33 protein-coding genes are annotated in these 26,732 nt (G+C 33.0%); 28 read left to right on the plus strand and 5 right to left on the minus strand.

Translation table 11 applies throughout. The annotated features are described in order from the left end of the window. Position 1 precedes the first annotated feature (1 nt). From JJQ60_RS12295 to JJQ60_RS12305, 3 genes are all read right to left on the minus strand, one after another. Positions 2–1,117 carry a PQQ-dependent sugar dehydrogenase gene (locus JJQ60_RS12295; protein WP_201920217.1) on the minus strand — a complete coding sequence of 372 codons (1,116 nt, stop codon included), beginning with the start codon at positions 1,115–1,117 and terminating at the stop codon, positions 2–4. Between the two features lie 43 nt (positions 1,118–1,160). Continuing rightward, positions 1,161–3,230: a TonB-dependent receptor family protein gene (locus tag JJQ60_RS12300; protein WP_201920219.1), complete on the minus strand. Its 2,070-nt coding sequence runs from the start codon at positions 3,228–3,230 to the stop codon at positions 1,161–1,163. Positions 3,231–3,486: 256 nt separating this feature from the next. Next, positions 3,487–4,773, minus strand: a complete 1,287-nt coding sequence (locus tag JJQ60_RS12305; RefSeq protein WP_201920222.1) for an energy transducer TonB — start codon at positions 4,771–4,773, stop codon at positions 3,487–3,489. Between the two features lie 926 nt (positions 4,774–5,699). On the opposite strand from JJQ60_RS12305, the gene JJQ60_RS12310 reads away from it, so the two are divergent. From JJQ60_RS12310 to JJQ60_RS12330, 5 genes are all read left to right on the plus strand, one after another. Further along, positions 5,700–6,023, plus strand: a complete 324-nt coding sequence (locus JJQ60_RS12310) for a hypothetical protein (protein WP_201920224.1) — start codon at positions 5,700–5,702, stop codon at positions 6,021–6,023. 4 nt (positions 6,024–6,027) lie between these two features. After that, the gene (locus tag JJQ60_RS12315) at positions 6,028–6,231 is read left to right on the plus strand and encodes a hypothetical protein (RefSeq protein ID WP_201920227.1); all 204 of its coding nucleotides are present in this window, start codon (positions 6,028–6,030) and stop codon (positions 6,229–6,231) included. Next, complete coding sequence (locus JJQ60_RS12320) at positions 6,224–6,751, plus strand: hypothetical protein (protein WP_201920230.1); 528 nt, start codon at positions 6,224–6,226, stop codon at positions 6,749–6,751. The genes JJQ60_RS12315 and JJQ60_RS12320 overlap by 8 nt, the downstream gene beginning before the upstream one ends. Next, positions 6,735–8,072 (plus strand): VapE domain-containing protein, encoded by a 1,338-nt coding sequence (locus tag JJQ60_RS12325; RefSeq protein WP_201920233.1) that lies wholly within the window; start codon positions 6,735–6,737, stop codon positions 8,070–8,072. Before JJQ60_RS12320 ends, JJQ60_RS12325 begins: the two co-directional genes overlap by 17 nt. Before the next feature lie 501 nt (positions 8,073–8,573). After that, on the plus strand, positions 8,574–9,374 hold the full coding sequence (locus tag JJQ60_RS12330) for a hypothetical protein (protein WP_201920236.1): 801 nt from the start codon (positions 8,574–8,576) through the stop codon (positions 9,372–9,374). Positions 9,375–9,383: 9 nt separating this feature from the next. Here JJQ60_RS12330 and JJQ60_RS12335 read toward each other — a convergent pair whose 3' ends face one another. Next, positions 9,384–10,148 carry a zinc ribbon domain-containing protein gene (locus JJQ60_RS12335; RefSeq protein WP_201920239.1) on the minus strand — a complete coding sequence of 255 codons (765 nt, stop codon included), beginning with the start codon at positions 10,146–10,148 and terminating at the stop codon, positions 9,384–9,386. A 135-nt stretch (positions 10,149–10,283) separates the two neighbouring features. Here JJQ60_RS12335 and JJQ60_RS12340 point away from each other — a divergent pair, with 135 nt between their 5' ends. The 15 genes from JJQ60_RS12340 (at position 10,284) to JJQ60_RS12410 (ending at position 20,383) form a co-directional block, all read left to right on the plus strand. Then, positions 10,284–10,772, plus strand: coding sequence for a hypothetical protein (locus tag JJQ60_RS12340; RefSeq protein ID WP_201920242.1), 489 nt, complete (start codon positions 10,284–10,286; stop codon positions 10,770–10,772). Between the two features lie 4 nt (positions 10,773–10,776). Next, positions 10,777–11,049 (plus strand): hypothetical protein, encoded by a 273-nt coding sequence (locus JJQ60_RS12345; RefSeq protein ID WP_201920244.1) that lies wholly within the window; start codon positions 10,777–10,779, stop codon positions 11,047–11,049. A gap of 9 nt (positions 11,050–11,058) precedes the next feature. Then, on the plus strand, positions 11,059–14,220 hold the full coding sequence (locus JJQ60_RS12350) for an LPD1 domain-containing protein (protein WP_201920246.1): 3,162 nt from the start codon (positions 11,059–11,061) through the stop codon (positions 14,218–14,220). 35 nt (positions 14,221–14,255) lie between these two features. Next, positions 14,256–14,912, plus strand: a complete 657-nt coding sequence (locus tag JJQ60_RS12355) for a hypothetical protein (RefSeq protein WP_201920250.1) — start codon at positions 14,256–14,258, stop codon at positions 14,910–14,912. A 78-nt stretch (positions 14,913–14,990) separates the two neighbouring features. After that, a complete protein-coding gene (locus tag JJQ60_RS12360) occupies positions 14,991–15,410 on the plus strand; it encodes a hypothetical protein (RefSeq protein WP_201920252.1) in 420 nt (139 codons plus the stop codon). An 11-nt stretch (positions 15,411–15,421) separates the two neighbouring features. Next, complete coding sequence (locus tag JJQ60_RS12365) at positions 15,422–15,781, plus strand: hypothetical protein (RefSeq protein ID WP_201920254.1); 360 nt, start codon at positions 15,422–15,424, stop codon at positions 15,779–15,781. Then, a complete protein-coding gene (locus tag JJQ60_RS12370) occupies positions 15,768–16,124 on the plus strand; it encodes a hypothetical protein (RefSeq protein WP_201920257.1) in 357 nt (118 codons plus the stop codon). The genes JJQ60_RS12365 and JJQ60_RS12370 overlap by 14 nt, the downstream gene beginning before the upstream one ends. Further along, positions 16,114–16,443 carry a hypothetical protein gene (locus JJQ60_RS12375; RefSeq protein WP_201920260.1) on the plus strand — a complete coding sequence of 110 codons (330 nt, stop codon included), beginning with the start codon at positions 16,114–16,116 and terminating at the stop codon, positions 16,441–16,443. Before JJQ60_RS12370 ends, JJQ60_RS12375 begins: the two co-directional genes overlap by 11 nt. After that, the gene (locus tag JJQ60_RS12380) at positions 16,443–17,429 is read left to right on the plus strand and encodes a hypothetical protein (RefSeq protein WP_201920263.1); all 987 of its coding nucleotides are present in this window, start codon (positions 16,443–16,445) and stop codon (positions 17,427–17,429) included. The genes JJQ60_RS12375 and JJQ60_RS12380 overlap by 1 nt, the downstream gene beginning before the upstream one ends. Beyond that, the gene (locus JJQ60_RS12385) at positions 17,416–17,664 is read left to right on the plus strand and encodes a hypothetical protein (RefSeq protein ID WP_201920266.1); all 249 of its coding nucleotides are present in this window, start codon (positions 17,416–17,418) and stop codon (positions 17,662–17,664) included. The genes JJQ60_RS12380 and JJQ60_RS12385 overlap by 14 nt, the downstream gene beginning before the upstream one ends. Positions 17,665–17,708: 44 nt before the next feature. Continuing rightward, positions 17,709–18,119 (plus strand): hypothetical protein, encoded by a 411-nt coding sequence (locus JJQ60_RS12390; protein WP_201920270.1) that lies wholly within the window; start codon positions 17,709–17,711, stop codon positions 18,117–18,119. A 35-nt stretch (positions 18,120–18,154) separates the two neighbouring features. Further along, complete coding sequence (locus JJQ60_RS12395) at positions 18,155–18,751, plus strand: M15 family metallopeptidase (RefSeq protein ID WP_201920273.1); 597 nt, start codon at positions 18,155–18,157, stop codon at positions 18,749–18,751. Positions 18,752–19,185: 434 nt separating this feature from the next. Beyond that, positions 19,186–19,347: a hypothetical protein gene (locus JJQ60_RS12400; RefSeq protein ID WP_201920276.1), complete on the plus strand. Its 162-nt coding sequence runs from the start codon at positions 19,186–19,188 to the stop codon at positions 19,345–19,347. A 10-nt stretch (positions 19,348–19,357) separates the two neighbouring features. Next, positions 19,358–20,098 carry a hypothetical protein gene (locus tag JJQ60_RS12405; protein WP_201920279.1) on the plus strand — a complete coding sequence of 247 codons (741 nt, stop codon included), beginning with the start codon at positions 19,358–19,360 and terminating at the stop codon, positions 20,096–20,098. Positions 20,099–20,107: 9 nt separating this feature from the next. Beyond that, complete coding sequence (locus JJQ60_RS12410) at positions 20,108–20,383, plus strand: hypothetical protein (RefSeq protein WP_201920282.1); 276 nt, start codon at positions 20,108–20,110, stop codon at positions 20,381–20,383. Position 20,384: 1 nt separating this feature from the next. On the opposite strand, the gene JJQ60_RS12415 is transcribed toward JJQ60_RS12410, so the two are convergent. Continuing rightward, on the minus strand, positions 20,385–20,831 hold the full coding sequence (locus tag JJQ60_RS12415) for a hypothetical protein (protein ID WP_201920285.1): 447 nt from the start codon (positions 20,829–20,831) through the stop codon (positions 20,385–20,387). A gap of 229 nt (positions 20,832–21,060) precedes the next feature. On the opposite strand from JJQ60_RS12415, the gene JJQ60_RS12420 reads away from it, so the two are divergent. The 8 genes from JJQ60_RS12420 to JJQ60_RS12455 all read left to right on the plus strand — a co-directional run bounded on the left by JJQ60_RS12420 (position 21,061) and on the right by JJQ60_RS12455 (position 26,684). Further along, entirely contained in the window at positions 21,061–21,249 is a 189-nt protein-coding gene (locus JJQ60_RS12420) for a hypothetical protein (RefSeq protein ID WP_201920288.1), read from the plus strand. A gap of 45 nt (positions 21,250–21,294) precedes the next feature. Further along, positions 21,295–21,558, plus strand: a complete 264-nt coding sequence (locus JJQ60_RS12425; protein ID WP_201920291.1) for a hypothetical protein — start codon at positions 21,295–21,297, stop codon at positions 21,556–21,558. A 153-nt stretch (positions 21,559–21,711) separates the two neighbouring features. Next, the gene (locus JJQ60_RS12430; RefSeq protein ID WP_201920294.1) at positions 21,712–21,879 is read left to right on the plus strand and encodes a hypothetical protein; all 168 of its coding nucleotides are present in this window, start codon (positions 21,712–21,714) and stop codon (positions 21,877–21,879) included. A gap of 60 nt (positions 21,880–21,939) precedes the next feature. Then, positions 21,940–22,149 (plus strand): hypothetical protein, encoded by a 210-nt coding sequence (locus tag JJQ60_RS12435; RefSeq protein WP_201920297.1) that lies wholly within the window; start codon positions 21,940–21,942, stop codon positions 22,147–22,149. A gap of 371 nt (positions 22,150–22,520) precedes the next feature. Further along, positions 22,521–23,921 carry a tetratricopeptide repeat protein gene (locus JJQ60_RS12440; protein ID WP_201920300.1) on the plus strand — a complete coding sequence of 467 codons (1,401 nt, stop codon included), beginning with the start codon at positions 22,521–22,523 and terminating at the stop codon, positions 23,919–23,921. A gap of 15 nt (positions 23,922–23,936) precedes the next feature. Beyond that, positions 23,937–25,964 carry a hypothetical protein gene (locus tag JJQ60_RS12445; RefSeq protein WP_201920303.1) on the plus strand — a complete coding sequence of 676 codons (2,028 nt, stop codon included), beginning with the start codon at positions 23,937–23,939 and terminating at the stop codon, positions 25,962–25,964. Between the two features lie 2 nt (positions 25,965–25,966). Then, complete coding sequence (locus JJQ60_RS12450) at positions 25,967–26,299, plus strand: hypothetical protein (RefSeq protein ID WP_201920306.1); 333 nt, start codon at positions 25,967–25,969, stop codon at positions 26,297–26,299. 73 nt (positions 26,300–26,372) lie between these two features. Further along, positions 26,373–26,684, plus strand: a complete 312-nt coding sequence (locus JJQ60_RS12455) for a hypothetical protein (protein WP_201920309.1) — start codon at positions 26,373–26,375, stop codon at positions 26,682–26,684. Positions 26,685–26,732: the final 48 nt, after the last annotated feature.

The raw sequence follows: 26,732 nt of genomic DNA on the forward strand, positions 1-26,732 counted from the left end.
ATTATTTTGGAATGATTTTGACAATACCCATGTTTTCAATAGCGGCATAAATATATCCATCTGGTCCTTGTCTTACGTTACGAACTCGCCCCATGCCATCCAATAGTTTTTTTCTGCCTGTAACTTCGTTATTGGTTAACTCAATTAATTCGAGGTATTGAAAAACTAATGAACCGACTAATAGATTATTTTTCCAACTGGGGTATATGTCACTGGTTATAAAATCCATTCCACTAGGTGCTATAGAAGGGACCCAATAATATAAAGGTTGCTCCATGCCTTCTTTTTGGGTTATGTCGGTAATTGATGTACCGCTATAATTAATGCCATATGTAATAATAGGCCACCCATAATTAGCTCCTTTTTTTATAGGATTAATCTCATCACCACCTCTTGGACCGTGTTCATGTACCCATATCGCTCCGCTGGGATGAATTGCCATTCCTTGGGGATTACGATGACCATAAGAGTAAATCGCTTTTTTTGCTCCTTTTTTATCGATAAAAGGATTGTCTTTAGGAATACTGCCGTCATCATTAAGACGATATATTTTTCCTCCATCTTTAGTAATATCTTGTGGGTTAACATCCCGATTTCCACGATCTCCAATGCTAAAATATAGGTACCCATCACGATCAAACTCTATTCGTGATCCAAAATGGTGACCTCTTGTAGTATTGGGAGTGCCTTTATATAACTTTTCGATTTGGGTTAGTTGATGATTCTCGAGTTTTGCTCTGATCAGAGCTGTATTTCCTCCTTTTTCTGTACCTTCTCTAGAAGAGTAGGTAATATAAATCCAACCATTTTCTTTATACCTTGGATGTAGTTCGATATCTAATAACCCTCCTTGATTTCTGTTGTATACTTCGGGTACATTGCCAATTATGGTTTTAGTGCCATTTTTAAAATGGATTAGTTCTCCTCTTTTTTCGGCAATAAGCATACTACCATCAGGCAGCCATGCCATACCCCAAGGTATTTGAAGATCTGGAACAATAAGTTCTGTAGTATAATTTTTAGGATCTTCTTCTATACGAATGTCATTCGTCTTCTTTTGTTGCGCACATGTTGTGCAAACAAAGAGGAGTAGTAAAAGTAGTGGTGATGATTTCATAAACCGTTTTTATTATACACTGAAAATTACAATAAAATATGATTTATAATCTATAATTTATGTTAATCCCGCCATAGATATTAAAAGGTAATCCAGGATAAAAATATCTTGGAGCGTTACCGCCAAAACCTCTGGCGTTGATTTGAAGTTGAGCTGTATATCGAGTATCTAGAATATTGTTAGCTCCAATATATAAATTGTATGAAAAGTGATCACCAATGTTGTTTTTAAAACCAATTTTGCCATGTAGTAACGTATAACTGTCACTAAAAACAGCATTTGCATCATTAGCGGGTATCTTACCAACGGTTTGAAAGTTTATATTACCATATACCCCCTTTTCTGCAATTAGATCAACCCCTAAATTTATAACATCAGATGGAACGCCAGTGAGATCATTACCTGAGAAATCATTATCTAGATCTACAAACTCATCAAAAGTGTACTGATAGATAGAGGTGTTAATATAACTGTTTAGTTGATATGAAGTAGATGTAATGATACTGTAATTAATTTCTGCTTCAATACCATTATGAATGGTTTTGCCTGCATTAATTGCAAAGAAATTATCTTCTATGGTTCTTCTAGAAACCAATAAATCACGTACTCTAAGCGTATACAAGGATATTGACCCGAATAGTTTGTTATTTATTAGTTGATAACGTGTTCCAATTTCATAATTCCAACCAATTTCTGGTTTAATATCAGGATTGAATACCCCATCCGGAAGTAGCGTTTCTGATGTAGTAGGAGTAGAGAAGCCATGGGCAATATTTCCGAATAGGATAAAGTTGTGATTAAGCTCATAATTAATACCAAGTTTAGGAGAAAGGATAAGGTTAAAATCAAAGGAGCCAGAATTATCTTCACTATCAGAAAAAAACTGATCTTTGATCTCAAAAGAAGTTTGATTTAAATGAATCCCAAGGTTAAGTCGTAATTTTTTAGTGAAATTGTAATTCGCTTCAGTAAAAAAATTATAATAATAGCGCTGTTCATCCAGGTTAGAAAGTAGATCCCCAGAAACACTACCTGTGCCAGGTGCAAAATCTTCATATAGGTTGTCAAATGTTTTACCATTATACTCATCAACGAAAAGCTCTCCACCCAACGTCCAATTCAATTCTTTTTTGGCCAAGGTATGTTTGCCTAAAATTCTTGATCGTATACCAAAGCTATTTGATTTTTCTTCTAAAATATTAAAGGGTCTTGGTTCATAATTATTTTTAAAGGAACTAAAAACGCTGGTGATTAGTGATGCTTTCTGATCAGAATTGTATTTCCATGTAAGCCCTAATATTCCATAATCGACATCTTCAAAACTTTGAGCCCTCCCCCAGGTAAAAGCTGCTTGTCTAGGAGTTTCATTAAAATCATCCGAGCTTAGAGAACTTGGAATACCCGCTTTAAGAGCGATATAACTTCCTAGGATTGAAAAGCTGTTTTTTTCCCCTAAATCAAAATCAGAAGTTAATGTTATTGTATTTCTGTCATATTCGTTATTATCTCTGTACCCATTACTATGATTATTGCTGTAGAGTACATTGAAATTTGATTTTTCTTTACCAATAGAAGCTTTTGCTAAAATTCTTTGGAATCCATAACTCCCAAATGTTGATGATAATGAACCTCCGGCATTTGAAATAGGGGTATACTCAGGTTGCAGTAAAATGGCTCCACCTAATCCCACACCATAGCTGCTCGACGAAGGCCCCTTATGAATTTCAATTCTGGATAAACTACCTAGTTCTAAATCTTCAATGGTCGATTCTCCATTGCCATCGGTTAAGGGAATGTCACCATAATAGGCTCTTATACTAGCGGTACCAAATAGATTTCTTGCTCCGATTCCTCTAATGGTAATTCTATTCGTATTAAGTGTACCACTTTGCATGAAAACTCCGGGAACACGATTTAATATAGGAGAAAGTTCTAAGGCGTTTCCTCTGCTAATTTCTTCAGCAGAAATGATTGCGACGGCTTCAGCAGCATACTTTTGAGGTTGTGGGATTGAGATATCGTTTATGATAACCTCTTCTAAAGGGATACTATCTATTTGGGCATAATTGTAGAAACTAAATAGGAGTACTACAATGAAATAGGTATTTTTCAAGACATATTATTTTACTCAAATATCGGAAACCCTTATCTAATGATTTTAAAAAACATGATTGTTTTAATGATTTACCCTAATAAAAAAAAGAAACTTAGTGTAATAATCATGCTTTAGATTGTGTCAATCTGAAGAAACTTATGGTTGTATTCTACTTTTAACTGATTAAGTACTCAAATAATGAAGTATTTTCTTATGATCGAGATTATATTTTTTAAAAAGGAATTGTTATAAACATAGTATGCTAAAAGGTTTATTAATCATAAGACAAATTTAGCCCTACTGTTATACTGTAATTGATAGGGACAGGTTGGCCATTTACTGTTTTTGGTCGCCATGTGGGACATCCTTCTGCTATTTTGATAATTTGCTCTTCTAACCATTTGTTATCGCAACCAACTACCTTTGTATTGATAACTTGTCCAGTTTTATCAATGGTAAAAGCAATACGAACCTTTTTATCACTAATATAGTCGGTGCCTTCAATGATATTAGCTAAATGAAACTTAATATATCTTTTGAACTCAATAGGCGACCTGCCAAATAAACTTGGTTCTCCATTCTTGGGTAAATCAAGATGTTGTTTTGAATTGATATTCGAATAATTAATATTGTTGAGAACAGAATCTTTATCGACAACATAAAAGTTGGCTGTATTTACAAGTTTGTTTTTACCCAAATTATCTTTTACTATAGAAACAATTGAGTAACTACCCTTTCCGATACCACCATAACTGGGTTTCCCAATCATGAATGATCCATGTAAATTGGTCTTGAGGTGTTCAAGTCTTATGCCTGATCCAATATTGAAGGTGATATAATTACCGCTGTTAGGATTAAAGTCACCATAGTAGACTAAGAATATATCTGCCGTTGCATCTATACTCTTTGTTTGATCATTGATTTGTTTCAGGTAATAGTCAACCTTGTATTTTTTTTCTTGATACTTAAAAACATTCGTACGACTTGGTACTGGAGGGTTTGTAGAAAAATAGGATGTAAAATAACTTAGGTTTAATTCATTTGATGTAGTTTCGATTCTTTTAATCGTATACTTGGAATCAATACAGAAATCAAAACTAATTTTAAGATTCTTTTTTAGAATATGCTTTGTTGCAGTATCATAAAGATCGTAGCAAAAAATATTTGCAGTATATGTTTCTTCTTTTGTAAAACGATCATCAAAATACAGTGGGAAATATAATGTGTTTCCTCCTGGATCTGGGGTGAATGTAAAATCGGACGAAGAATGTTTAAATCCAGTACCGTCGTCTTTGGAAGATATATCTATTTTATAGCCAAAATGACAAAGATTGTTCTTTACGTCAAACCCTTTTATATTATGTAAGTTGATGTATAATTCTTCACCAATTCCGAAGGTGTGATCAGCTCTTATATTTTCTTTATCAAAGTTCAACAAAGAAATAGAGTCTAAAACTAGATTATTGTGTTTTAATGTTATGGATTGTGTTTCTTGAGCATGTGATATATCACAAAGAATTAATATGAGAACATATAGCCCAAGTAAGTATCTTGTTTTCATCTTGTTTAATTTGATTATCAAATTACTACATTAATTTAACTTTTTCATTTCACAGTCAAAAACAATAAGGTAGAACTTTAGGTATTGTAACTTCGAAAATGAAAAATTTGTTTCTTTAATAGTACTGTGTCAATAGTAAGGAAGATATTACCCAATGAACCTTAATATAATAAGCGGTTCTAACTTAAGCTATATAAACAAAAAACTCCTCGCTTTTTATTTAAACGAAGAGTTTTTCTGGTCGGGGTGGCAGGATTCGAACCTACAACACCACATATATATTTATACCGTATTTTGTCGTTATTTACGCCACAAAAGTAATAAAATAGAGCGTTACACCAAGTAAAACCGTATTTTTTTTCAATTTTTTTTCTCAATCGTTTTTTGAAGTTTTTAGTGACTCAAAGTGACTCAAATTTTAAAATATTGATAGTCAAATAAATGAGGAGGTTTTGTTTGTTTTATTGCTCTTGTCGATACTGTTTTTTCACGTTTTTTTTCAAAAAGTTTTTTAAAAGTCAAAAATTAACATCTAAAAGAAAAGACCTACATTTTTAATGATAAAACCTTAATATAAAAACATTTAATTATTGAAGGAATTAGACTACTTTTTAAATTTTAATTGTTTTTGTCGGTAAAGTGCATGTTATTAAGGTTTTCTGTAATGCTTTGATTTTGAAAAATGCATTTTTATTTTATCTTTGCCACGACAAAAATTTCAGTTCCTACCCCTGAATATGGCGTAAACAACGCCATGTTGTTTTAAATAAGCAGCTATCTTTTTTTATTTTATGATGATGTGTGAAAAATATCTATTTCACATCCATTATCATCGTTTAAATGCATGTATATCTGATTAAGTGTTTGTTTAAAAACTTTTGTTAACCAAAAAAAGTATATAAATTTTAAAATCATTTTACTCTATTATGGATAGAATCAAAACTAAAAAGTACAAAATTCTTGAATGCTTAAAAAAGTTACCTTATGAAGAATATAGGATAGCTAAGAAAAACTTGCCTTTTGCTTTAGAGGTGAGTAAAAGAACCTTTGAGAGATGGTTGTATTTAGAGACAGGTTCCAAAATGCAGATACCAGCCGATAAACTTGCAATCGTATCTAATTATTTAGGTTTAGAATCTATGGACGAGCTTATCAATTATGAAGTTCCACAGTATACAACTACAAAGCTTAAAAAGCTTGAATATGAAGAAGATATTAACCTTATAAATGAATTAAATCTTATACAGTAACCTTATGAAAGAATTACGTTATAAGGCATGTAATAAAACAACTATTGCCGATGCCTATAAAGTATCATTATACACATTACAAAAATGGTTGTTGCCATTTGAGAAAAGACTAGGGGACTACATAGGAGGGCTTTATACTCCTAAACAAGTAGCCGTAATTGTTGAACATTTGGGGCAACCTGAAAATTTACAATTAATAAGTGTCTAAAAGCTACGAAAAGGTTGTTTTAGATTTTGAAAAAGCAGTATTACAGATGCAGGATGATTTACAGTACTTAGCAGACAAGGATTCGCTAAGTACTGGGTTTTTCAATAAGCAAAATCGTATCATCCGTTCTATTATAGACTACTATCAAAGAACACAAACTTATATTGAACACCTTGAAAGGGAAGCATTAGAGCAGCATAGGATAAAGCGTTTACAAATTCAAAAATATGAAGATTGGATAATTAGCTTTGAGGCTATATGTGTTATTCATGGTATTCTTGATTTTCCTATATGGTTACACAAAGGAAAAAAAATACTGATATATGAAGCTGAACAGCTAGGAAAAGAAAAACAAATGCGTTTGCCGGATCTATTTAAAGATAAGCTAAAGCAATTATCTGAAAAAGAACATACAATGGTTATGGATATATTAGAAAAGAAGGGTAACGAAGAAATAAGAAAACTACTCAGGAGGATTAATAAGAGAAAAGGAAACGAACAATATGTTATTAGATCATAAAGATATACGTCCAAATCACAGTATTGAAGATTTAAGCGAAAAACCAGATGAGAAGAAACAAAAAACGATTATAACCAGAGTACAGGACTATCTGGATGAACATTATGAATTGCGTATTAATGTACTGACAATGGAATTGGAATATAGGGAAATAAAACAAGTGAGATTTAGAACCCTAGACGACCGCCAATTAAATACCATTTGGTTAGACCTTCAAAATAAAGGTATTAAATGTACTGATAGTACATTAATGAAAATATTAAACTCAAATTATACCAAATCCTATCACCCCATACAGGAGTACTTTTATAATCTACCAGAATATGATGGTAAAGATTATATAAGAGAGTTGGCAGATACTATAACCATTGCAGATATTGAGATAGATGATATTACTTTAAAGGATCTTTGGTATGATTATCTTAAAAAATGGATAGTGGGTAATGCTTCTACTTGTTTAGGGCTAGGGATAAACCAAACTTGTCTTATCCTGGTCGGAGGTCAGGGATCAGGTAAAACTACTTGGCTCAATAGATTATGTCCAAAAGATATGCAAGAGTTTTTAGTGTGCTCTCACATTAATCCATCTTTAACTGATAAGAACACTGCTAATTTTTTAGCAGAAAAATGGTTTGTAAATATAGATGATCAGTTGGAGACTATATTCGGTAAGGATTTTAATTCTATGAAAGCTATTATAACTGCACCATTTGTTACTAATCGTAAATTATTCCATAAACTGACTAAGACACGTCCTCGTATTTGTTCTTTTATGGGTTCTGTGAATAGCCCCCGATTTTTAACAGATTCAGAAAACAGGCGATATTTAGTATTTACCGCAGCAGAGATTAATTATAAGCATAATGTAGATATGCAAAAGGTTTGGGCGCAAGCAGCTCATTTGGCAAAAGAAAAGTTTTCTTATTGGTTTTCTCATGAGGAAATGAAGCAATTGAATAAAGTCAATGATATTTATAAACAAAGTACACCAGAAGAAGAATGGTTATTAAAGTTATATGAACCCTGCAAGGCGTCTGATCCAAAAGCAATGTTTATGATGCCTTCGGAAATGCTATCACAAATGAATGCACATTCTGGTATACGCATGTCCATGAAACGATTATCTCAAGCTATGGATAGATGTAAGTTTGGGCAACCTATATCGAAACGATTTAAAGATAAAGGGTCTCGCAAAGTATACCCTGTGCGCTTAGTGTCTGATGAAATGGAGAACAACCTACAAAAAGAACTTAGAGAAATGCATAAGGAAAAACCAATATCAGAATCAAGACCTAAACCAGATCCAGAACTACCATTATAATGAAATAACAACAATTATTATCAAAGCCGATACCTAACCGTATCGGTTTTTTTGGTAGTTACGCTACTACAAGTAATTTTCAAACCACGTTTTATAGATTTTTTTCTTTTTACCTATTTATCTAGTTAATAGGTTGATTTATAATTGGTTTCTTGTCCTTCATATATTTTATTAAAATCACGCAACCACACTACCACTTACCTCATTACTGTTTACTATATTATATATATACTTAATAATAAGTATAGTAGTAGTAATAATAAAGTATTGAAAGTTAGGTAAAGTGTGGTTGTTGTGGTAATAAATTTTAAGGTGTGGTACTGTAGTAGCTTCAAAACAGCACTTTTCGTTTTCTATGCTTTTTTATTTCGATTTTAGGGACTGCACCAAACAATATCATGGAGAATATTATCTAAATCATCCTTTTTTCAAACTAAATCAAACTAAAAACAAGCATAATCCGTTTAATTTTACTTTAACTAATCATAAATATGGCTCACGATGGAAGGTTTAAGTAATTTTCAAAAAATTGGGAATGATGTTATTGCACAGGTAAAAAAACATCCAAAAGTATTTTTATCAATTCCAGTATTTTTAGGTGGGTTCTGGCAATTCTATGAATTGATATCAATGGGATTGCCCTATGGGCGTTATTTTTCTGCTACTCAACTCTTAGCTGATGGGATTCTTATATTATTGTTGATATCGGTATTAATTATAGGCTCTGTGTTACTGACTATTATAATCGACCTTATAAACGGATTGAAACAAAATTATGATGCTAAAGGTAAAAGTGATTTTTTTCAAATTATGATGTTAATATTAATTTTTCAAGGGGTCATTTCAATATTTTTTTCCATTCTAATGATAAGCTATAAGCCACTTCCTGATACATTGACGTTAGTTAAGGTATTTATATTACTTCTTATATTTCCCATTTTCTTTGTTACTATGGTGTCCTATATTGAAAAATTGAAGAGTTATTGGGAAAAGAAACGAGCGTTAAAAAAAGAGCAAAAAGAATTTAGTAAAAAGAAAGCCTACAGTATACTTTTTTGTTTTGCTCTTTTATTTGGATATATACTATTAAATCTGTTTCATAATTTTTTGCTGAAACCTAATAATCTATCCAATTTAGAGCATATTTATAGTTTGGTTGATAAAAAATACCCAAATCACCAATCAAGAAGTATAAAATACTTTAATGATAAATATATTTTCGTAGAAGTGATTATGCCTAACGATGAAAAAAAGATACAAAAATATCAGTACAAGGAAGTATTTGCCAATGATGATATATAAAGGAAGAATTTAACTCCAATCAAACTTTTTTCTCCATCGTAATAATCGATTCATTTTCTTTAAGTGCGAGGAAATTTCTTTTTCTGTGAATCCTTTTTTGGTTAACTGTTCTGCAACCTCTATTTTAAAATCTTCTAAGTCTACATTACTATGATTAAAACTAGTTCCATTATAACAATATGTGCAATAATCAGAATCGTGTTTAAAATTTATATCATGATTTAGCTTCATCCCGCAACTTTGGCAATCACTATGATGATTTTTTAAAGAATCATACTTGTTTTTTAAAATTTGAGACTCATAATTAGATTTTTTCTGAATGCCTATCATACCTATTAGCATAAGAACTCCTGAAATTACAAGCATTCTGGTATCACCTGAGCTATTAGACGTTCTTTGTACCATATCATAGTATTCGCTTATAGTGTTTGATTTAATATAGGTTTTGCCTAATATGTCTTGAATGTTCTTAGTGTTTTTATTAAGCTTATCAAATTTCGAATTTAGGAGATTTATTTTATTTTTATTTTCAGGGGTAGGGATCTTACTTAAGCTATCCATTGCATCAACTATACCCTTCATTCGATCAGCTAATAGTTGGTACTCCTTTGAATAATGCACTATTTCTTCATTGGCTAAAATCAAATCCTGATTGTATTTTTTTGTTTCATCAAGCTTGCTTTTCTTTTGCCATAAGACAAACGCAAAAAGAAATAACCCCGCAGTAAAAAGTAAGGTATTAAAGTTCGATAGATTGATATTAGGTACAGTCATATTTTTCACTGAAAGTTTTCGGTTAGTACTCAAATATAAACGAAATTAACAGAAACTCTCAAAACTTTTCTTAAGTATACTAACCAATTTCTATACAGTATAATCAGTCATTCGGGAGCGATTTACATTCGCTCTATGAAAAAAATATTTGTTTTCTCTTTACTTTTATTTGTTTTACTTGTAGGCGTTAAAGGCAGGCGTATTTACATCAAAATGCGCCATGCCAAACGCTTAAAAATAGGAGTTCAAAAATTCAAACTATTAAGCTTATCCCTTACTCCTGTAAGTAATATTATTCTATCGTTAGGGAATTTTAGCAGTTCTACTTTTACCATTTCACAAATTAAAGTAGATGCTTATACCCAAGATGGACAACTACTAGCCGAACAAACCGTCCCATTAGCAAAACCCTTTATTCTACACCCAAATCAAAATAGTGCCTTGCCACTATCCTTTGCCATTAATGCAACAACGGTAATTAATGCCTTAAAATCCATTGGGGGTCTATCGAGTGTTGCCGCTAATTTCTTGACCTCTGGAACGTATGGACTCCCCATAGTACTAAAAGGTTTTGTAGAAGCAGAAAACATTCAAATCCCTATTGAAGAATCTTTAACCATTTAACCCCATGAAAGAAATTTATTTACTTATCATATCCATACTACTAAGTGGTGTTATAGCCATACTAGGTTATTTTTTAAAGTCGGTGCATACCGAAGTAAAATCATTACTAAAAGAGCTAACAGAATACACCCAAGAACTCCGCAACCTCATTAGTGGTATTCAGGTGCAAATTGATAAGAGTATCGAAACGGATATTGCAGAAATGAAAGCCGATATCAAAGGCTTGTACAAGCTATCACAGCACAACTATTCAGAGATCGAAAAATTAAAAAAATAACCCTTAACTATGGAAGCATTATACACCGATGATTTAGGTAAAATAGAAGATGCAGGGGCAATCGTTCGTGGGGGTGGTATCGATCGTTACTGGCAAAGCATTACACCCGATAAGAAATTTTTATCCATGTTTGGAGAGAAGCGTAAGGATGTATGGCTTTTTGATAGCAATTTGGCTCTGGAACACTTTAATTTACGAAGTATTGAGTTTGGTAACTGGATGACCCAACAAGACCGAGCTAATTTTTTATATGCTTCAGCATTATCACTTCATTATTTAGCGCAGTTATTAGGGATTGATGACAATGATATTGGTATGGGTGGTCGTTTATCTCTGGCGTTAGGTGCTAGAGGAAGCGGACAGACAAAAGCACATTATGAGCCAACACCTTATGGTGTAATTAACCTTACTAAAACTAAAGGTTTTGGTTCACTAGCTCATGAATATGCACATGCGATAGACAATGTACTTAGTTTTGTCACTAAGAGTAGTCGAAGTTTTGTAACAGGAGGTAGAGAAACAGACAAGGGGTATAATGAAGAAATAGCCAAAAACGGCAACTTTTTTGAACAGCAATTTGAGGAGTTTTTTAACCTTTTATACTTTACCAAAACAGGAGAGTATACCCAATTTGCAGAAGATATCTCCAACGTTAATAAAGGTGATTATTATGAGCGCAGAGCCGAAGTGTTTGCCCGTTCCTTCGAGGTGTATATTTTCAATTTATTGAAGGATGCCAATGTTAAAAATACTTTTTTAGTTAAGCCTAGTTCAAGTTATAAGGCGGTTATTTATCCTAACGCCACACTTTCTAAATTGGTAAAACCTATTATTGATAGTGTAATAAGTAAAGGGTTTACTGAAATCCGAAAAAACAAGCAAACCCTACGAGGTATCACCACCCCAACAGGGTATAAAGGATTTAGAAAAACACTCAAAGAAAACGCCAATTTAGAGGATACGCTCATAGCTATGAAACACATTGTCTTACGTGATTTTAAACAAGTCGAAGGGCTTGCCATAGAATTACAGGGCAATACGGTTGCGGAAACGAGCGAGAACATTTGGAATTACCTAAGAGAAAATACTCGATACAAACTGGATCGTAAGGGCATCGAAGAACTACGAACTCCTGCACGAAGTATTGTAGACGGACAAAAAGGAGTACACGATATTGATTTTGGTATTGATTGTGACGATTATACCATTTTGGTGAGTGCCTTACTATTGAATTTAGGCATCGATCATGAATACCGCGTTGCCGCCTATGAAGAAGTAGGCAAATTCCAACATATCTATCCAGTTGCTTTTGATACCAATGGTACGCCTTATATCATAGATGTCGTACCCGAAATTCCACAATTTAATTACGAAGAAACACCAATTATAGACTTAAAAACAATCCCTATGGAACTACATGAATTATCAGGTGTCGAGCCTGAGATCATTGACCAAAATGATTTAGAAATCACCGAAGAAGAAATCCTAAACGATTTTGCAGAAGAAATGGAAGAAGGCAATACCATAGCAGGTATTGACGATGATAACGATGCTATACTAGACCATACATTTTTATCTGGTTTTGCCGAGGTCATGGACGAAGCCGATGCCGATATTGTACTACATGGCACATCGGATGCTGTTGCGCTGTTAGAGCGCGGCATTTTAGCCGAAGTCAATAAGGCACGACAAACTTTAATCAACGAACAAAGGCAACCCTCAGTATTAAGCCAGTTGGTAGATGTTACTATGGAGTTACGCATTATTGATAACGTAATGCAGTCATGGAACGATGAAGATTTGAGAGATAGTGCGCTTATGGCTGCCATACGTTCAGGAAGTCAGTACACTAACTTTTTTAAAGCCATTAAAAAAAGTTTGGACGAATTACAGAATGAACAATTAAACGGTTTTGATGATGAACTGGACGAACCTTTATACTTAGCCCGTATACCCAATAATGAAGATTTATTACTCGATGTTTTAGAAGATGGTGAAGATGAAGATTTGGAAGGTTTAGGAATGGTTGAGGGTGAAGAACAAGAATACTTTTCGGATTATGAAGATTTAGAAATGCTTGACGAGGGTTTTGAGGATAACGATACTCCTAATCTAAGCGGATTCTTTAAAAAAGTATTTCGCAAGATTGGAAAATTTGCTAAAAAAGCGGTAAAAGCTGTAGTGCGTTTTAATCCTGCTACTTTGGTGATGCGTGGTGCTATCATTCTTGTATTAAAACTCAACATGTTTAAATTTTCTGAAAAGCTGATCTATGGATATTTGACCGCAGCCCAAGCCAAACAACAAGGTTTAGATATGAATGAATGGGCAAAAAGGGTGCGTAAAGTTCTTAAAGCACAAAAATTCTTCACCAGAATAGGAGGACGTGCAAGTAAGTTCCGTAGGGCAGTTGTTCGAGGTAAAGCAGCGCGTAAAACAGGATTGCGTCTTGCAGGTCTTGGTGCAGCAGCTACTACAAGTACTGCGGCAGCAAGTGGATTTATTGTCTTTGTAAAGAAACTATTAAAAAACCTCAATCCTATAAAAAAGGTTATAAAAAATGTGGTTAGCAAGATCAAAAATAGAGGATCAAAGCCACAGCCTATAGTAAGTAGACCAGTACCCAGTACTATTGCAACACATTCCAGTACATCATTGCCTAGATCAGTTCCAAGACGGACTAGTACTCCCGTGCAACGATTTACTACCTCGCAAAGACCTACAGTCAATTTTAATACAACTACAGTACCAGGAACTCCAAAACAAGGGTTTTTAGATAAGGTAAAACGCTTTTTAATAAAACACAAGAAGAAATACATCTTTGCTGTTGTAGCCGTTGTTCTAGTTATTGGAGGCGCGAAATATTACAAAGCACAACAAAAGAAAAAGAAACGCTCTTTAGCCGGAATTAAAGCTGCTAGAACCAGAGCCAGAAACCGCAAGAAACTGGCTGCTCCTAAAAGAAGAACGGCAGCTAAACGCAGAACTCCTGCATTAAAAAGAAGAACCCCGCGTGCCTTGCCTGCAAGACCTGTAAGCGGAACCAGAAAGCGTAAAACTTCCAATGCAAACCGATTGAAAGCCATGCATAGGGAAGCTAAAAAACTGCAAAAAACACATCCTAAAACCAAGTATAGCACGCTACTGAAAAGGGCAGCTAAACAAATGTAACAAACCGATTATTAATTTTTAAACCACAGATACAAATGGACGATTTAACAAACGATGAAATCATACTCGCAGGATTAGGCGAGGTAGACGGCAGAAGACATGGCAGAAGCCGTAGCATGAGTAGAGTACGCAGAGCTGTAAAATCAGAGATCGGAGCGTCCCGATTCAGAAGACACTTTTTAGACCGTGTACATAAATTACCCCGTTCCTTACAACAGGAGTTAATACGTGGGAAAGCACAGATTTCGGATGCTCCCTACTATGCCACCGCAGAACTGAAGGGCACACGTTCGGAACTCATTAAACTCTCTACTTCTGAAAAGTTAGGGGTTACCAATATTGATAATGGAAAGCTAAATAAAGATCGGTATTTAACCCTTTCAGGGATTCGATTACTGTTTGATAAGGATAGTATGGAGGGGTGCTTTACCGACCCGTTCCCTGCCGACTTACTCAATGGAGAATGGGAGTTAGAACTCAACGGACAAAAGGTGTTTGAAAAACAACCGATCCGTAAGTTTTTTGATGGTTTCTATGGATATAATACCGTAAAACCCTTTGGGCTATATATTTTGAACAACCCCAAGATCATACACCCACAAACCCCAATTGAATTTAATGTCAATCTTCCTAATGAAGTACAGGGATATTTAAAAGTATTTCTGGAAGGAACAAGCGTATACAGTTTCTAATTTTCCCCTTAACCATAAAGCTACTGCAAAAGTGTTACTCCCAAAACACTATGCAGTAGCTTTTAAAAACATATTATCATGACAGACAATCCAGATTACAACAGCCTGTTAAAAGCAGAATTAGTAGAGCTTTTAGGCAAACGAGATACCGAGATTGCCAAATTAAAAGAAATCAATACCACACAAGCCACCGATATTGCAAAGCAAGTAGCTAGTATTACCCAATTAAAAAAAGACCTTTTTGAATGCAGAAATGCAGCTACCACCGCAGATGGGATTATCGAAGCCGTATTGGACTTGCCAGAAGATCAAGTGCAGGCATTACCTGTGTTGCTTAGAACCACCGATAAAGGTATAGAAGCCTTTACTGCATTTAATTACGGGGCACTATCCTGTGTTGGAGCAACTGACGGGTCGGGTTCTAGTACAGATAATCCAGACAATCCCGACAATCCAGATACTCCATTTCCATGTGAAGGTCATATACCAACCTTATAAACTGAACTATTATGAAAACAAAAATTCAGTTAATAGAAACCACCGTTGCAAAGGCAAAAGATACGGTACGTATATCAGAAGATTTTGATATTGGGTACAAGCACTTGGAAGGAGTAGCGGTATTAAGCAGTATTGGTAAAGGGCATGTATTTCGATCGTTTACCATTGCAGGGGCAGAACTGTTTCCTAAAAACTTTGAGGTTGAGTTTTTACAATCCAGTGGTCATGTAAGCCCTAACGAACGATTTTTTAAGGTATATGAGGTTGCTGATGGTAAAAAGGTAGAGCTTGAATATATCGATAGCGGAAAAGCTCCAAGTTATCCGTACAGTTTAAAAATATACATGCACCTGACCAATGGAAAATCATAAACTACATATTACCCGAATTTTGGGGGCTGAACTAGAACCAAAAGAGCGTGCCACTTTTAAGCATGTTCTGGATGGTGAAACCAAGCAAATGGCAGGGTTGTTATGCACCAATGGAACAACACTGTCTATTAGCTTTTTAAATGGGGCTGAACTAGAAATTAATAGCCTTGAAACTTTGGGTACTGATACGTTGGAACTCCCACCCAATAAACGTATTCTAACATGGCAACAAGATCTAACAGACAGTCGTATACTTATTGGAAATATTACCAATATCAAAACAGAAACTCAAAGGGTAAGCTTATACCTATTAACCTATAAAACCGCAACACATGAAAAGTAATGATGCCTTATTAACCAAAATCATAAATACCAATGAAAAAAATTATCATAAGGCCGCTAAACTCATTTCTGATGAACGGATTATCAATCCCGACACCATTAAGGTAGGAGCAAATGAAGTGGCGTATGTACACCTTTTTCATTCCAATGTTCCAGATTTTGATATAGAAATCCAAACCGCCACAGAAACCTTAACCCTGAATAGAAAAAATACGATTGATGGGAATAGTAATACCATTCTAAGAACCGTATCAGATATGACCTTTAACAGTACCAAACCCAAAGACTTTTTTATACAACTTTTAAGAATACAATATTAATGATGAAAAAGGTTAAGAACTACATAGCACCAGACTTAGCTAAAAAGAAAATAGCTCGTTATAAGTACTGGAACATCAAAGATGAAAGTGGTATTAGTATCACTTCTTCTGAAGATATCACAGATGGGCGAAGCTTCGGGGAAGTATTAGACAATATCATAGCCGACAATGTGGATGCCGAGGTACAAGTAAAGTTTGGAACCAATGAACAATCGTCCAGACAAAACGCACCTATTTTTATTCGTGTCAATGAGACGATTGAATGGGTAGAACCCGAAGAAGAAGAAACCATAAAAATTAATGGTGTTCCTCATAAACTGGATAAAAACGGAAATGTAAATATTAATCTAAGCACCCCACAGGTTGAAACTCCTATCATAGAATCCCCTAACGATGTGATACGTCAGGAAATGGAATTGCAATTGGAGGGTTTACGCAAAGAAAGTGAGTTAAAAGAGCAACGGTATCAAGCGGATTTGCATAATAAACTGGCAGAACAAACTTTAAAGTTTAAAGAAATGATGCTTTCTGACCGTGAAGCGAGAATAGCAGAACGCGAACAAGACTTAGCAACTAAAGAAGCCATACTGGAAGAAAAAGAAACAGAAATGAGCGACCAATTAAAAGGATATGTAAAGCTTATTCCTTCCACATTAGGCGGTGTTGTTACAGAATGGTTAAAAAGCAATCCATTTGGTACTAAAACTACAGGATTAGGAACGACCGAGAATAAACCTAAACGAATACCCAAACCCCGAAATCCCGTTAAGTTTTCTATTGATAATGATACGCCAGAACCAGAAGAACCCATAATTGATAAAGGTTTTGATTTAACCGATGATGAACTATTTAATATTGAGGTAAACGATGCCGAGGAAGTAGGCGAAGTGCGACCAGAACCACATGAACCAGAAATAGAAATCATTCCAGAAGAAAAAGAAGAAACCGCAAATACAAATGAAATTACAGACCATGAAGAACTTTAATATATCCCTTACCGTGCAGGCAGAAAACGAAGAACAATTGCATGAAAAGTTACAAGCCTTTCAGGATTTACAAGACCACTTAGAGCATGATGATTTTATTGCATCTACGGCTATTATTGTAGAGCATCCCGATATCGTGGATTTTATTAAAGAAGTGATCCCCGAAGAAGGTGAAGAACTGACCATGACCGACTATATCAAAATTGCCAAGAAAGCCTTTGAACGTTTTGCGTAGGCGTAGGACGACAGCCATAAAAATTAACCTTTAAAAAATCTACCATGAACCCATTAGTTGTTGCACAAGGGATAAGCTCCGCAAAATCGTTTTTCTCAAATAGAAAAGTACAAATTGTCTTACTTCTTATCGTATTGTATTTCATCTTCAAAAAAAAAATTAAACGATTCTTAGATAATAGGAGATTACAAAAGTTCCAAAAAGACGAAGGAAGTATTATTAATCAATTGGCACAACAGTATCGAGCTGCCTTCAATCCTTCTGGTATTTCTTGGATGATCAACTTTGATACTACAAAAACACAAGCAATTGAACGTTTGGCATATCAAACTAAAGGAAGGTTTCAAGCGATTGCAAATGCTTATGAATTACGATACAAGGAATTATTAACCGATAGATTAAGACGTGAATTAAGTGCAGACGAGTTTCAAAATTGGCAAAACATTGTGGATTAAAGGGGGGCTTAGCCCCTTTATATTTTTTTTAGAATATGATTATCAAATATACACCAAACAGAACCGTTAAAATCATACTATCAATTGTGTTTGTCATCATCATTGTAATCGCTTACAAAAAACGTAAATCCTTAACCTCATTAGCTATGCGAAGTATCAATTTCATCAAAGAAAAAACATGGGATATCATAACTGATCGTAGAATAGATACCCTTCATCCACTAGTTAGAGCCAAAGTAAAAGAGTTTATTATCCGCGCTCAAAAAGAATTAGGAATCAAGCTACGGGTTACTTCTGCCCTTAGAACATGGGAAGAACAAACCCGATTATATAACAAAGGAAGATCTGCTCCAGGTAACAGAGTAACCAACGCCAAAGCAGGAGAAAGTTACCATAACTATGGGCTTGCCTTTGATGTGGTAGAAATCAAAAACGGTAAAGCAATCTGGAACAACCCGAATTGGGATAAGATAGGAGAACTTGGCAAATCTCTTGGTTTCGAATGGGGTGGTGATTGGGTTAGATTGGTTGATAAACCACACTTCCAAATGCGATTTGGAAAACACCATACAGAACTGGCACAATTATATCGATCAGGACAGCGAGAAGGGGTGTTTATTAAACTATCATAAAAGAAAAATTGCAAATTAATACTAAGAACTTGTCAATTAAAACAAACACTTTTGGAATATTCATGTTTACAAGTAAACTTCTATAAGTTTATCTTTACGGGTTTCCGTAAAAAACAAAAAAATGCAAAAAAAAATGAATATTTTTTGTTTTTATAAAACGTTAAATATCAATCACATGATATTGTTTTAAATCCACAAAAACAGATAGTTACGGGAAAACCGTATTCAAAAACACTTCGATCTTTACTATATTTGGCTAGTAATAACAATAAGCAAAATAAAAGATTAGATTGATTCTACTTTAATTCAAGTTGATTGAATAAATGTACTTCCCCAAGTCACTCTAATATTATAATATAAATTATCATTTGGTAAGGATATTATCCTTAATTAATAGTATTTTTAGAGTTGATTAATTTTAAAATACTTCCAAAATGAAAAAACTTATTATTTTATTCAGTTCAGTACTTATGATTCTTGTACTAAGTAGCTGCGAAAAACAAGAGTTAAACAATGAAATCTACGAATCAGAACTACAAATGGTCGACCCAACAGATGACGGAACAGTCGATCCCGGAGACGACGACAGGTATTAAAATATTAGGAATGATTAAAGGTGTAATTGCTTTTTTAGTAGTTACACTTTCTTTATTTCATATTTTTCTTGAACCTAAATCAAAGGAACAGATCGAGTTTTCTCCTAAATATAAGGCAGAAGTTAGAAAATTAGATAGTCTTCAATTACATTATATAAATCAATTAGAGAACAAGGAACTAACCGCAAGCGAATATGCCATTATTGCTAAAAAACATTTGGCATCCTATGAACCTTCTCTTAAAAAAATATCGAAAAAAAGATTAGAACTAGCTAAAGAACATTCATTTAGAGGGCGTAGTAGCCTTCATTTTTGGATATTTGTCTTTGGTCTGGTTACAGCACTTTTTTTCTTTAGTTGTAAGTCTTTACATGATGATTTTGCAAGGGGTAGCACGTTTAGGTTTCATTTTGTTTCACTTGCAGGTATCTTAGTTTCATTCTTTTGGTTTATTCACTTAATATTTCTTACACAAAAAGATTTTACCCAAAACAAATATATCATAGCAATATTAGCAGGCGCAACCTTGTTTAGTGTATTTACTTATTTTCTTGTTAAGCATTATACATATAAAGATCATATCATTTATGAGCAACTCAGATTCTTTGAAAGAATAAGAATTATACATTATCCAAGAATGACTAAAAACGCGAAACATGCTGAAAAAGTTGGTCTAGTTGCAAAATCTGATTTAGACAATGATATTGATGAGTTTCAAGATGATTTAAGAGAGTCTATTAGTAATATTTAAAATTATCCTGTGAGAAAGGAAAGTGTTATGATAAAAAGATTACTTAAAATATTTAAAAGACGGAAATACGTTAGTGATAAGCAAAGAAAACTTGTTGAAACTGATTTGAAAAAAGAATTAGAAGAAAATGAAAAAGAAACAACCAATCAGTACAAAGAATACAAGCGTAAAAATAAAGAGATACAAATATTTAGGGAGATTTTAGAGGAAAATGAAACCCTGTATACTGAAAGTGAAATGAACTCTTTATTTCATTTAATTGTTGGAGAAATCCAAAAACTTTAAGCTACTTTAGTTTTTTTACTATAACATCTTTTAGTTTTTGCATTTCTTCATCATATTTTAGCTTTTCCTTTTCTAATTCTAAAAACTTTATATTACCTTCTATATACTTTCTAAAAAGCTCTTTTTCCATTAATTCTTTATTGTTATCAACAAGGTATTTAATTATAAAGTTTAAATTTTCACTTTGTAATAATGCTTTAGGGCTTGGAGTATAATTATCTATTTTTAACATTTCTCCTTTACCAGTTAATAACCATTCTGGACTAATATCTTCAAAAATAGTTACAATTTTGACTATTTTATCCCCTCCTAATTCACTTTTTGCTCCCGTTCCCTTAAAATTTGAAGGAGAAATCCCCGTTTTTTTGTAAAAATCTGACTTTTTAACTCCTTGATTTTCAAGATAAAAAGTGATTCTTTGCTTTATAGGGGATAAAATTCTGTCCATTTATTTTAATTTTGGTCTAAATATAGACTATATTTGTGTAACTAAACAATAACAAGAAACAAATATATGAAAACAAGAACAACAATTTGCGATTTACTTGTCATTGGATTAATTAATAAAATAAGTAGAAACATATGTTCTCTAGGATATGGCAATGAATGATCGTAAACCTATAAGCAGTTTATTATCAACGCTATTCAAAAAATCACTGTCGACAATCCAGTTACAAATGATAGCAGATGAATTTAATGTTCATTATAACACTATCATTAATATAAGAGATCGAAGAAAGAAATCACCTGATAAAATGATATTAGAAAACATGATAAAACTGTCAATTTTATCACAGAAAAAATCGATAGAAGAAGGAAAGGAGTTGATATTGCTTTTAGAACAAGAACTGGAAAAGTTAAAATAGCATTTTACAATTAATAATCATATGATCTAAAAATACAATATGGATATGGAAACTATTGAAAAACTAATTTCAACAAAGAAAGAAGTAAAAGATTTTGAACAAGAAGTATTCAATTGCTTATTAATTGACCCAGATCTTTTTGACTGTTGCGTAAATGCACATCAAGGATATGCATTTCTTTTAAGAAATTGGATAAGAGAATCTTATGAAAGTGGCGCTACTGTGAAAGAAGTGGTAAAAAAAATTAAGAACTCAAAATTGCAACTCGAATCAATAAAGATAGGAAAACCTTTAACTCTGGTCGCATAACAATTGATTTACCCCAATTAGCGAACTTTTTTATCGTCAATGTTAAAAAGGAAAATGGGAGCAGTTTGATTACTAAAAGTTGAGTTAGTATAAGTAAGCCCCCTTACTTTATGACCGTTCCCATTCCTTTTACTAAATAATAGTCAAAACAAAATGATGCCAGATAAACTAAATGAATTACCACCAGATTTTCTTTATCGCATATTGACGATATTAGACATTGAATATGGAGAATTTATGTATCGATTATTAAACGATGAACCCCATGAAGTAATGATATATGCCAGAATATACATGTTGTACCATAAGATAAACTCGTAAATGAAATGAGTTAATTTTTGAAATATCATGTTGCTAAGATCAAACCCTCAATATCAGAAAATGAGTAAAAAGCAAAAAAAAGCTATTAAAGATAAGATTGATGAATTTGTAGACATAAATACTCCAAGAGAGATAACCATGAAACTTGCAGAAGAACTTTTAAATGAATTAACACAAGATCACAGAACAATTATAAAAACTAGTGTATGGAATAGAATAAAAATAAAAATCTTAAACCTTATAAATAAACAAGAGTATTTTTTTGAGTAGTGAGTTTCCCCCAACTCCAACCATGAATGCTAACGCCTACTTATGTTTTTTTGATTAACAATATATTAACATAAATAAAAACTTAGTATCAAAAAATGAAACTTACGCATTGTACTATTGTATAACAAACATCTTAATAACCTTAAAACCAAACCTATGACACGCCAAAATTCTGAATAGCCGATTACTCATTAGGCTATTATTTCATAAACGATACGATTATTGTAGTTTTTTGTGTAGGACGTCATACACATCAACTCTTTGTCTACTGGCTTTTAGATTTCTCTTAAGCCATCCATACCGCTTAGACCATCAAACTAAGCAGTACAGGGATTCTTATTTCAAATTTTAACTTTTAAAACAAATAAAAAATGAACAAATCAAATCTTTTGGGGCTACTCTTTTTTGCCCTATGTGTTGTGCATAGCAATTATGCGCAGTTAGAAAATTATTGTCAGTATAATATTAATGCCGTTAAAATTTACCTGCCTTATTTAGATCTTGTATCTGATGAATTTAAAAAAAGTATGGCAGAAAAAATTTCAGATTGCACTTCTGGCTTTAATAATCCTGAAGCTTCTTATGTTTATGGATTGCTTGCTATTTCCAATAATTCAACAACAAGCGAATATGAAGATGCCTTTAGAAACATTCTATTTGCAGCACAAAATGGCAACATAGATGCTATGTATACACTAGCTAAATTATACAAAGAAGGAAAAGGTACAGATATAAACTTTGATCAATCTTTTTATTGGTTTAAAAAAGCTTCTGATAATGGACATGGAAAAGCTACCTATGCCGTTGGATATTTTCAAATGAAAGGATTAGGGACAACGCAAAGTTATCAAAATGCTTTACAATCTTTTGGTCCAAAAGTAGATCCTATGGCTTGTCATTGGGAGGGTATCTGCCATTATTTCGGATATGGTGTTCCTGTAGATATAGCCTATGCACAAGGAAGTTGGGCAGATTGTAATATTTCAAACAGCCAAATATTAGAAGATTATCTAAATCATCCTAATTCTAACATTTTTGCATCAGTTACAAGCAGAGATGAGAATCTTTTAAATCGGCACAATGAAGATGCTGAGTTTTTAACTCAAGAAGAATTACATTACGTTTACGAGGGTAAATTTATTGAATATGAATGGTCAGAAGAAAAAGTGAAAAGAGTTGTTTTCTTTAAGTTAACAATAGAAAACAACAATATAGGAGAGTTATTTTATAAACTGGAGATAGAGGGAAAAACCTATACAGGAATTGCAACTTATCAAGATAACACCTTATTTTTTGATAAAGACATTCTTTCTTTTCCACTTAAAAGATTATACAAAGACAGCGATTTATACGAAATTAACTATCTATTATCTTCGATACAATTGGATAGAATAACTCCTGCTTCAACCTCTGAACCTGCATTTATTGTAGGGGAAGTCCAAGGAACTATTACCGATTGGAAAGAACCAATTCCTCCTATGAAAATGATATTAGAACCTATTCACAGACCCGGAGAACTTCCACCTCCTATTCTAGAACAAATAATCGCTTCACCAAATCCTGTTGGTTTCAAATTAGATGTAAAGTTTACAGTTACTAAACCTAATACCATTGTTAAGGTTAGTTTTTTAGGAGCTCCTGGACCTAAGAGCTATGATCCCGGAACTTATACAGTAAGTTGTTTTGTTTATCCTTATCGCCCCGGACCTTATGTTTTACAAGTATTTGCAAATGATGTACTACAACACAAAGAAACAATATTAAAAAAATAGACTAATTAGATACTCATGAAATCAATATATAAAATAATGATAATAGCATTGGTATGTTTATTATCTAACAAAACAATTGCTCAGTTTGAAGAAAACCCAAAAGATTATAGCACAGATGAGACAGAAAACCCTATTTTCCAAGTTGGATTTAGTTGCTTTTGTCTAGATGCTCAAGATTTTGCAATGTTTGCTGTTGCCCGTGATGCACAAATAAATAGAGAACTATGGTTTAGAGGGCAAGAAAACCTATTAAAGCAAGCAATAGAGGATAAGATTGGTGGTGGTCCTTTTAATACTTTTGAAGATGCTCAAATAGAATTTTTTAAGAGATATCAAGCAAATAGAGTTGCTCCAAGCTACTATCAAAAAGTAGAAGAAGCTTTTGAAATTATGACAAACTATGATCAAGAACTCTATGTGTCAAGTAAAGAAAAAGTGACTTTATTAGAGTCTAGGTTACATGATTTAGTCAATGGATCACAAGATTTTGAACTTGGTGAGCTAAAGTACAAAGATGTTGAAATAAAGAAAATAACAGATATTGATTATTTAGCACAAGAAATAGGCTTAAACAATGCAGTTTATTTTTCTCAATTTAGCAACCTAGAAAACTCTTTGGGGCTTCATCAAAAATTTGATGCCGCAAAAAAAGATAAGTTTATAGAGGGGTTTTTATCTCTTAATTATATAAAACACTATCAGGATATAAATGACTACGAAGGAGCTATTACCTTAATGACTCAGTATTTAGTTAATTATAATATACGACCGGGTCTATCTCCTAATTATAGTTTTTCCCCTGCTGCATACAATTTAAATAACTATAATTTTTCTGAAAATTTAACGAGTGTTATTTCAAATTATCCAACAGAAGTAATACCTCCTGTTCCACACAATCCAGATTTTGAAACCACCCGATTTAATTATGCAATACGATCATATAGTCCTGATTTATTAAAATTTCTCAATGGTAGTAAACAAAAAAAGTTAAGAGAAACTGCTATGCAGTATCTATCAAAACAAAAATATAATCAAACGGCTATTGAGTTGGTTTATCTTTTATATAAGTATGGTCGTTCTGGTTTACCTTTCAACTTTAGACCTTTTGTAAATGGCGCGAACACTATTGAGACCGGGTTTATTGTAGAGGGATCTTGCTGCCCTAATGACCCTTTTATAATGAATGACCCTTTCTACGGTAGTGAGCTAGGGTTGGATATGGTAAGAGGTTTTCTAGATGGGTTTGATAATCTGGTATTTGCTTTTCTTGATTATGGATTTGGTGATACTGCTGAAGGTTCAGTAATTCGGGGTCTAATGACACAAATGGGAATTGATGTCCCTGCTGATATAGACGATAGAACTCTTGGAGAACTTTTTCAAGTAAAACGTAGGGAGAGAGCCGTGGTTGTAGAGTATCAAGCAGGGTTTGTGGCTAATCTTATTGATCTCACAGTTTCTTCTATTGATGTTTTAGGACTCTTATCCCCTTCTAAAGGAGGTGGGGCTTTTTTAGCGATTAGAGGAGGCGGTAGAGTAACTGCTGCTGCATTTAGAAATTTTCTTCGTCAAGCGGTTATTAACGGAAAGCGAATTGACAGTTATATTGATCTTATTAAAGATAATGCAAGATTCGTTTTAGATGGGACAGGAGAGTTTAGTGTAGTTAGAGGTCATCATCCTTTAGCCAAAAAAGCATTTGAAGGAGATAAATTTTATGATTTTCAAGAAGCCTTTAGTGTATCCCCCAATACATTACAGAACGTTTGGGAAGCAGCAAACCCTTTAGAAGATATTATAAATGTTCACAATAAAATAACAGGTCAACAAAATTCATTATATTCAGCATTCAAAAGAAATAATCCCGGAAAACGTCTAAGCATTGAAAAAATGGCAGAAATAGAAATTCAAGCAATGGTTGATGTAGGAATACCAGAAGACGTTGCTACTGGATGGGTTATTAAAGCATTAGAAAATTTAAAAGAACAAGGGGTAAAGTATATTATAAATATTCCTTGGAATGGACTAAATACTGGTAATTAATTATGAATAAGAATAAAGAAATTTTAGATAAATTTGGAGAAACATTAGTGAGAGATGTTTTTGATTTCAATTACAAAATGCTTTCATCTAACATTGCTAAAAATTTAGAAAACAAACAACTTGATAAAAAAATTAAATCATTGTCGAGAGAATCTATTAGTAGCATTTTATTTGATTTTTTGAGGATATTTGAAGAGAATGAAGAATTTAAGTTGTATTATGAAAAGAATGGCGAGAAAATAAATCTTAATAAAGCCAGTGAAATGCTTAAAGCTGAGCTAATTATTGAAAATGGATGGATAGATCGTTTTAGTAATGTTGTTGACAAAAACTAACAGCCTAATATTGTTATTTTAATATGCCAAATTACTTTTATTAATTTGGCATATTAACCAATAATTTATCACAATGAAAAAATCAATATTACAAAAGGAAAATAGACCAATTCTTTTAGGCTTATTAGCTCCTGCTATTATAGTAGTTTCAGCTCTTTTTAGTACGCTATTAAAAAATAGTATTACACTTTTTATTTCTAAAACACTTTATCTCACAGCTTTTGTTGTATCATGTTTGGGCTTTATAATGGCAACAATAAATTTTGACAAGAAAAAAAAGCTTAAAAGTATGATTGGTATAATTTTAAACCTTTTTGTTCCCTTATTAGTACTAGTATTGTTTATTAATTTGATAATAGAGATAGTTGCTTTAATCAATTTATAATACAAGAAAAAAATATAGATAGTCTAAAATAAAAAATTAACATATATA

This window comes from Aquimarina mytili (assembly GCF_016735115.1).
GTDB lineage: Bacteria > Bacteroidota > Bacteroidia > Flavobacteriales > Flavobacteriaceae > Aquimarina > Aquimarina mytili.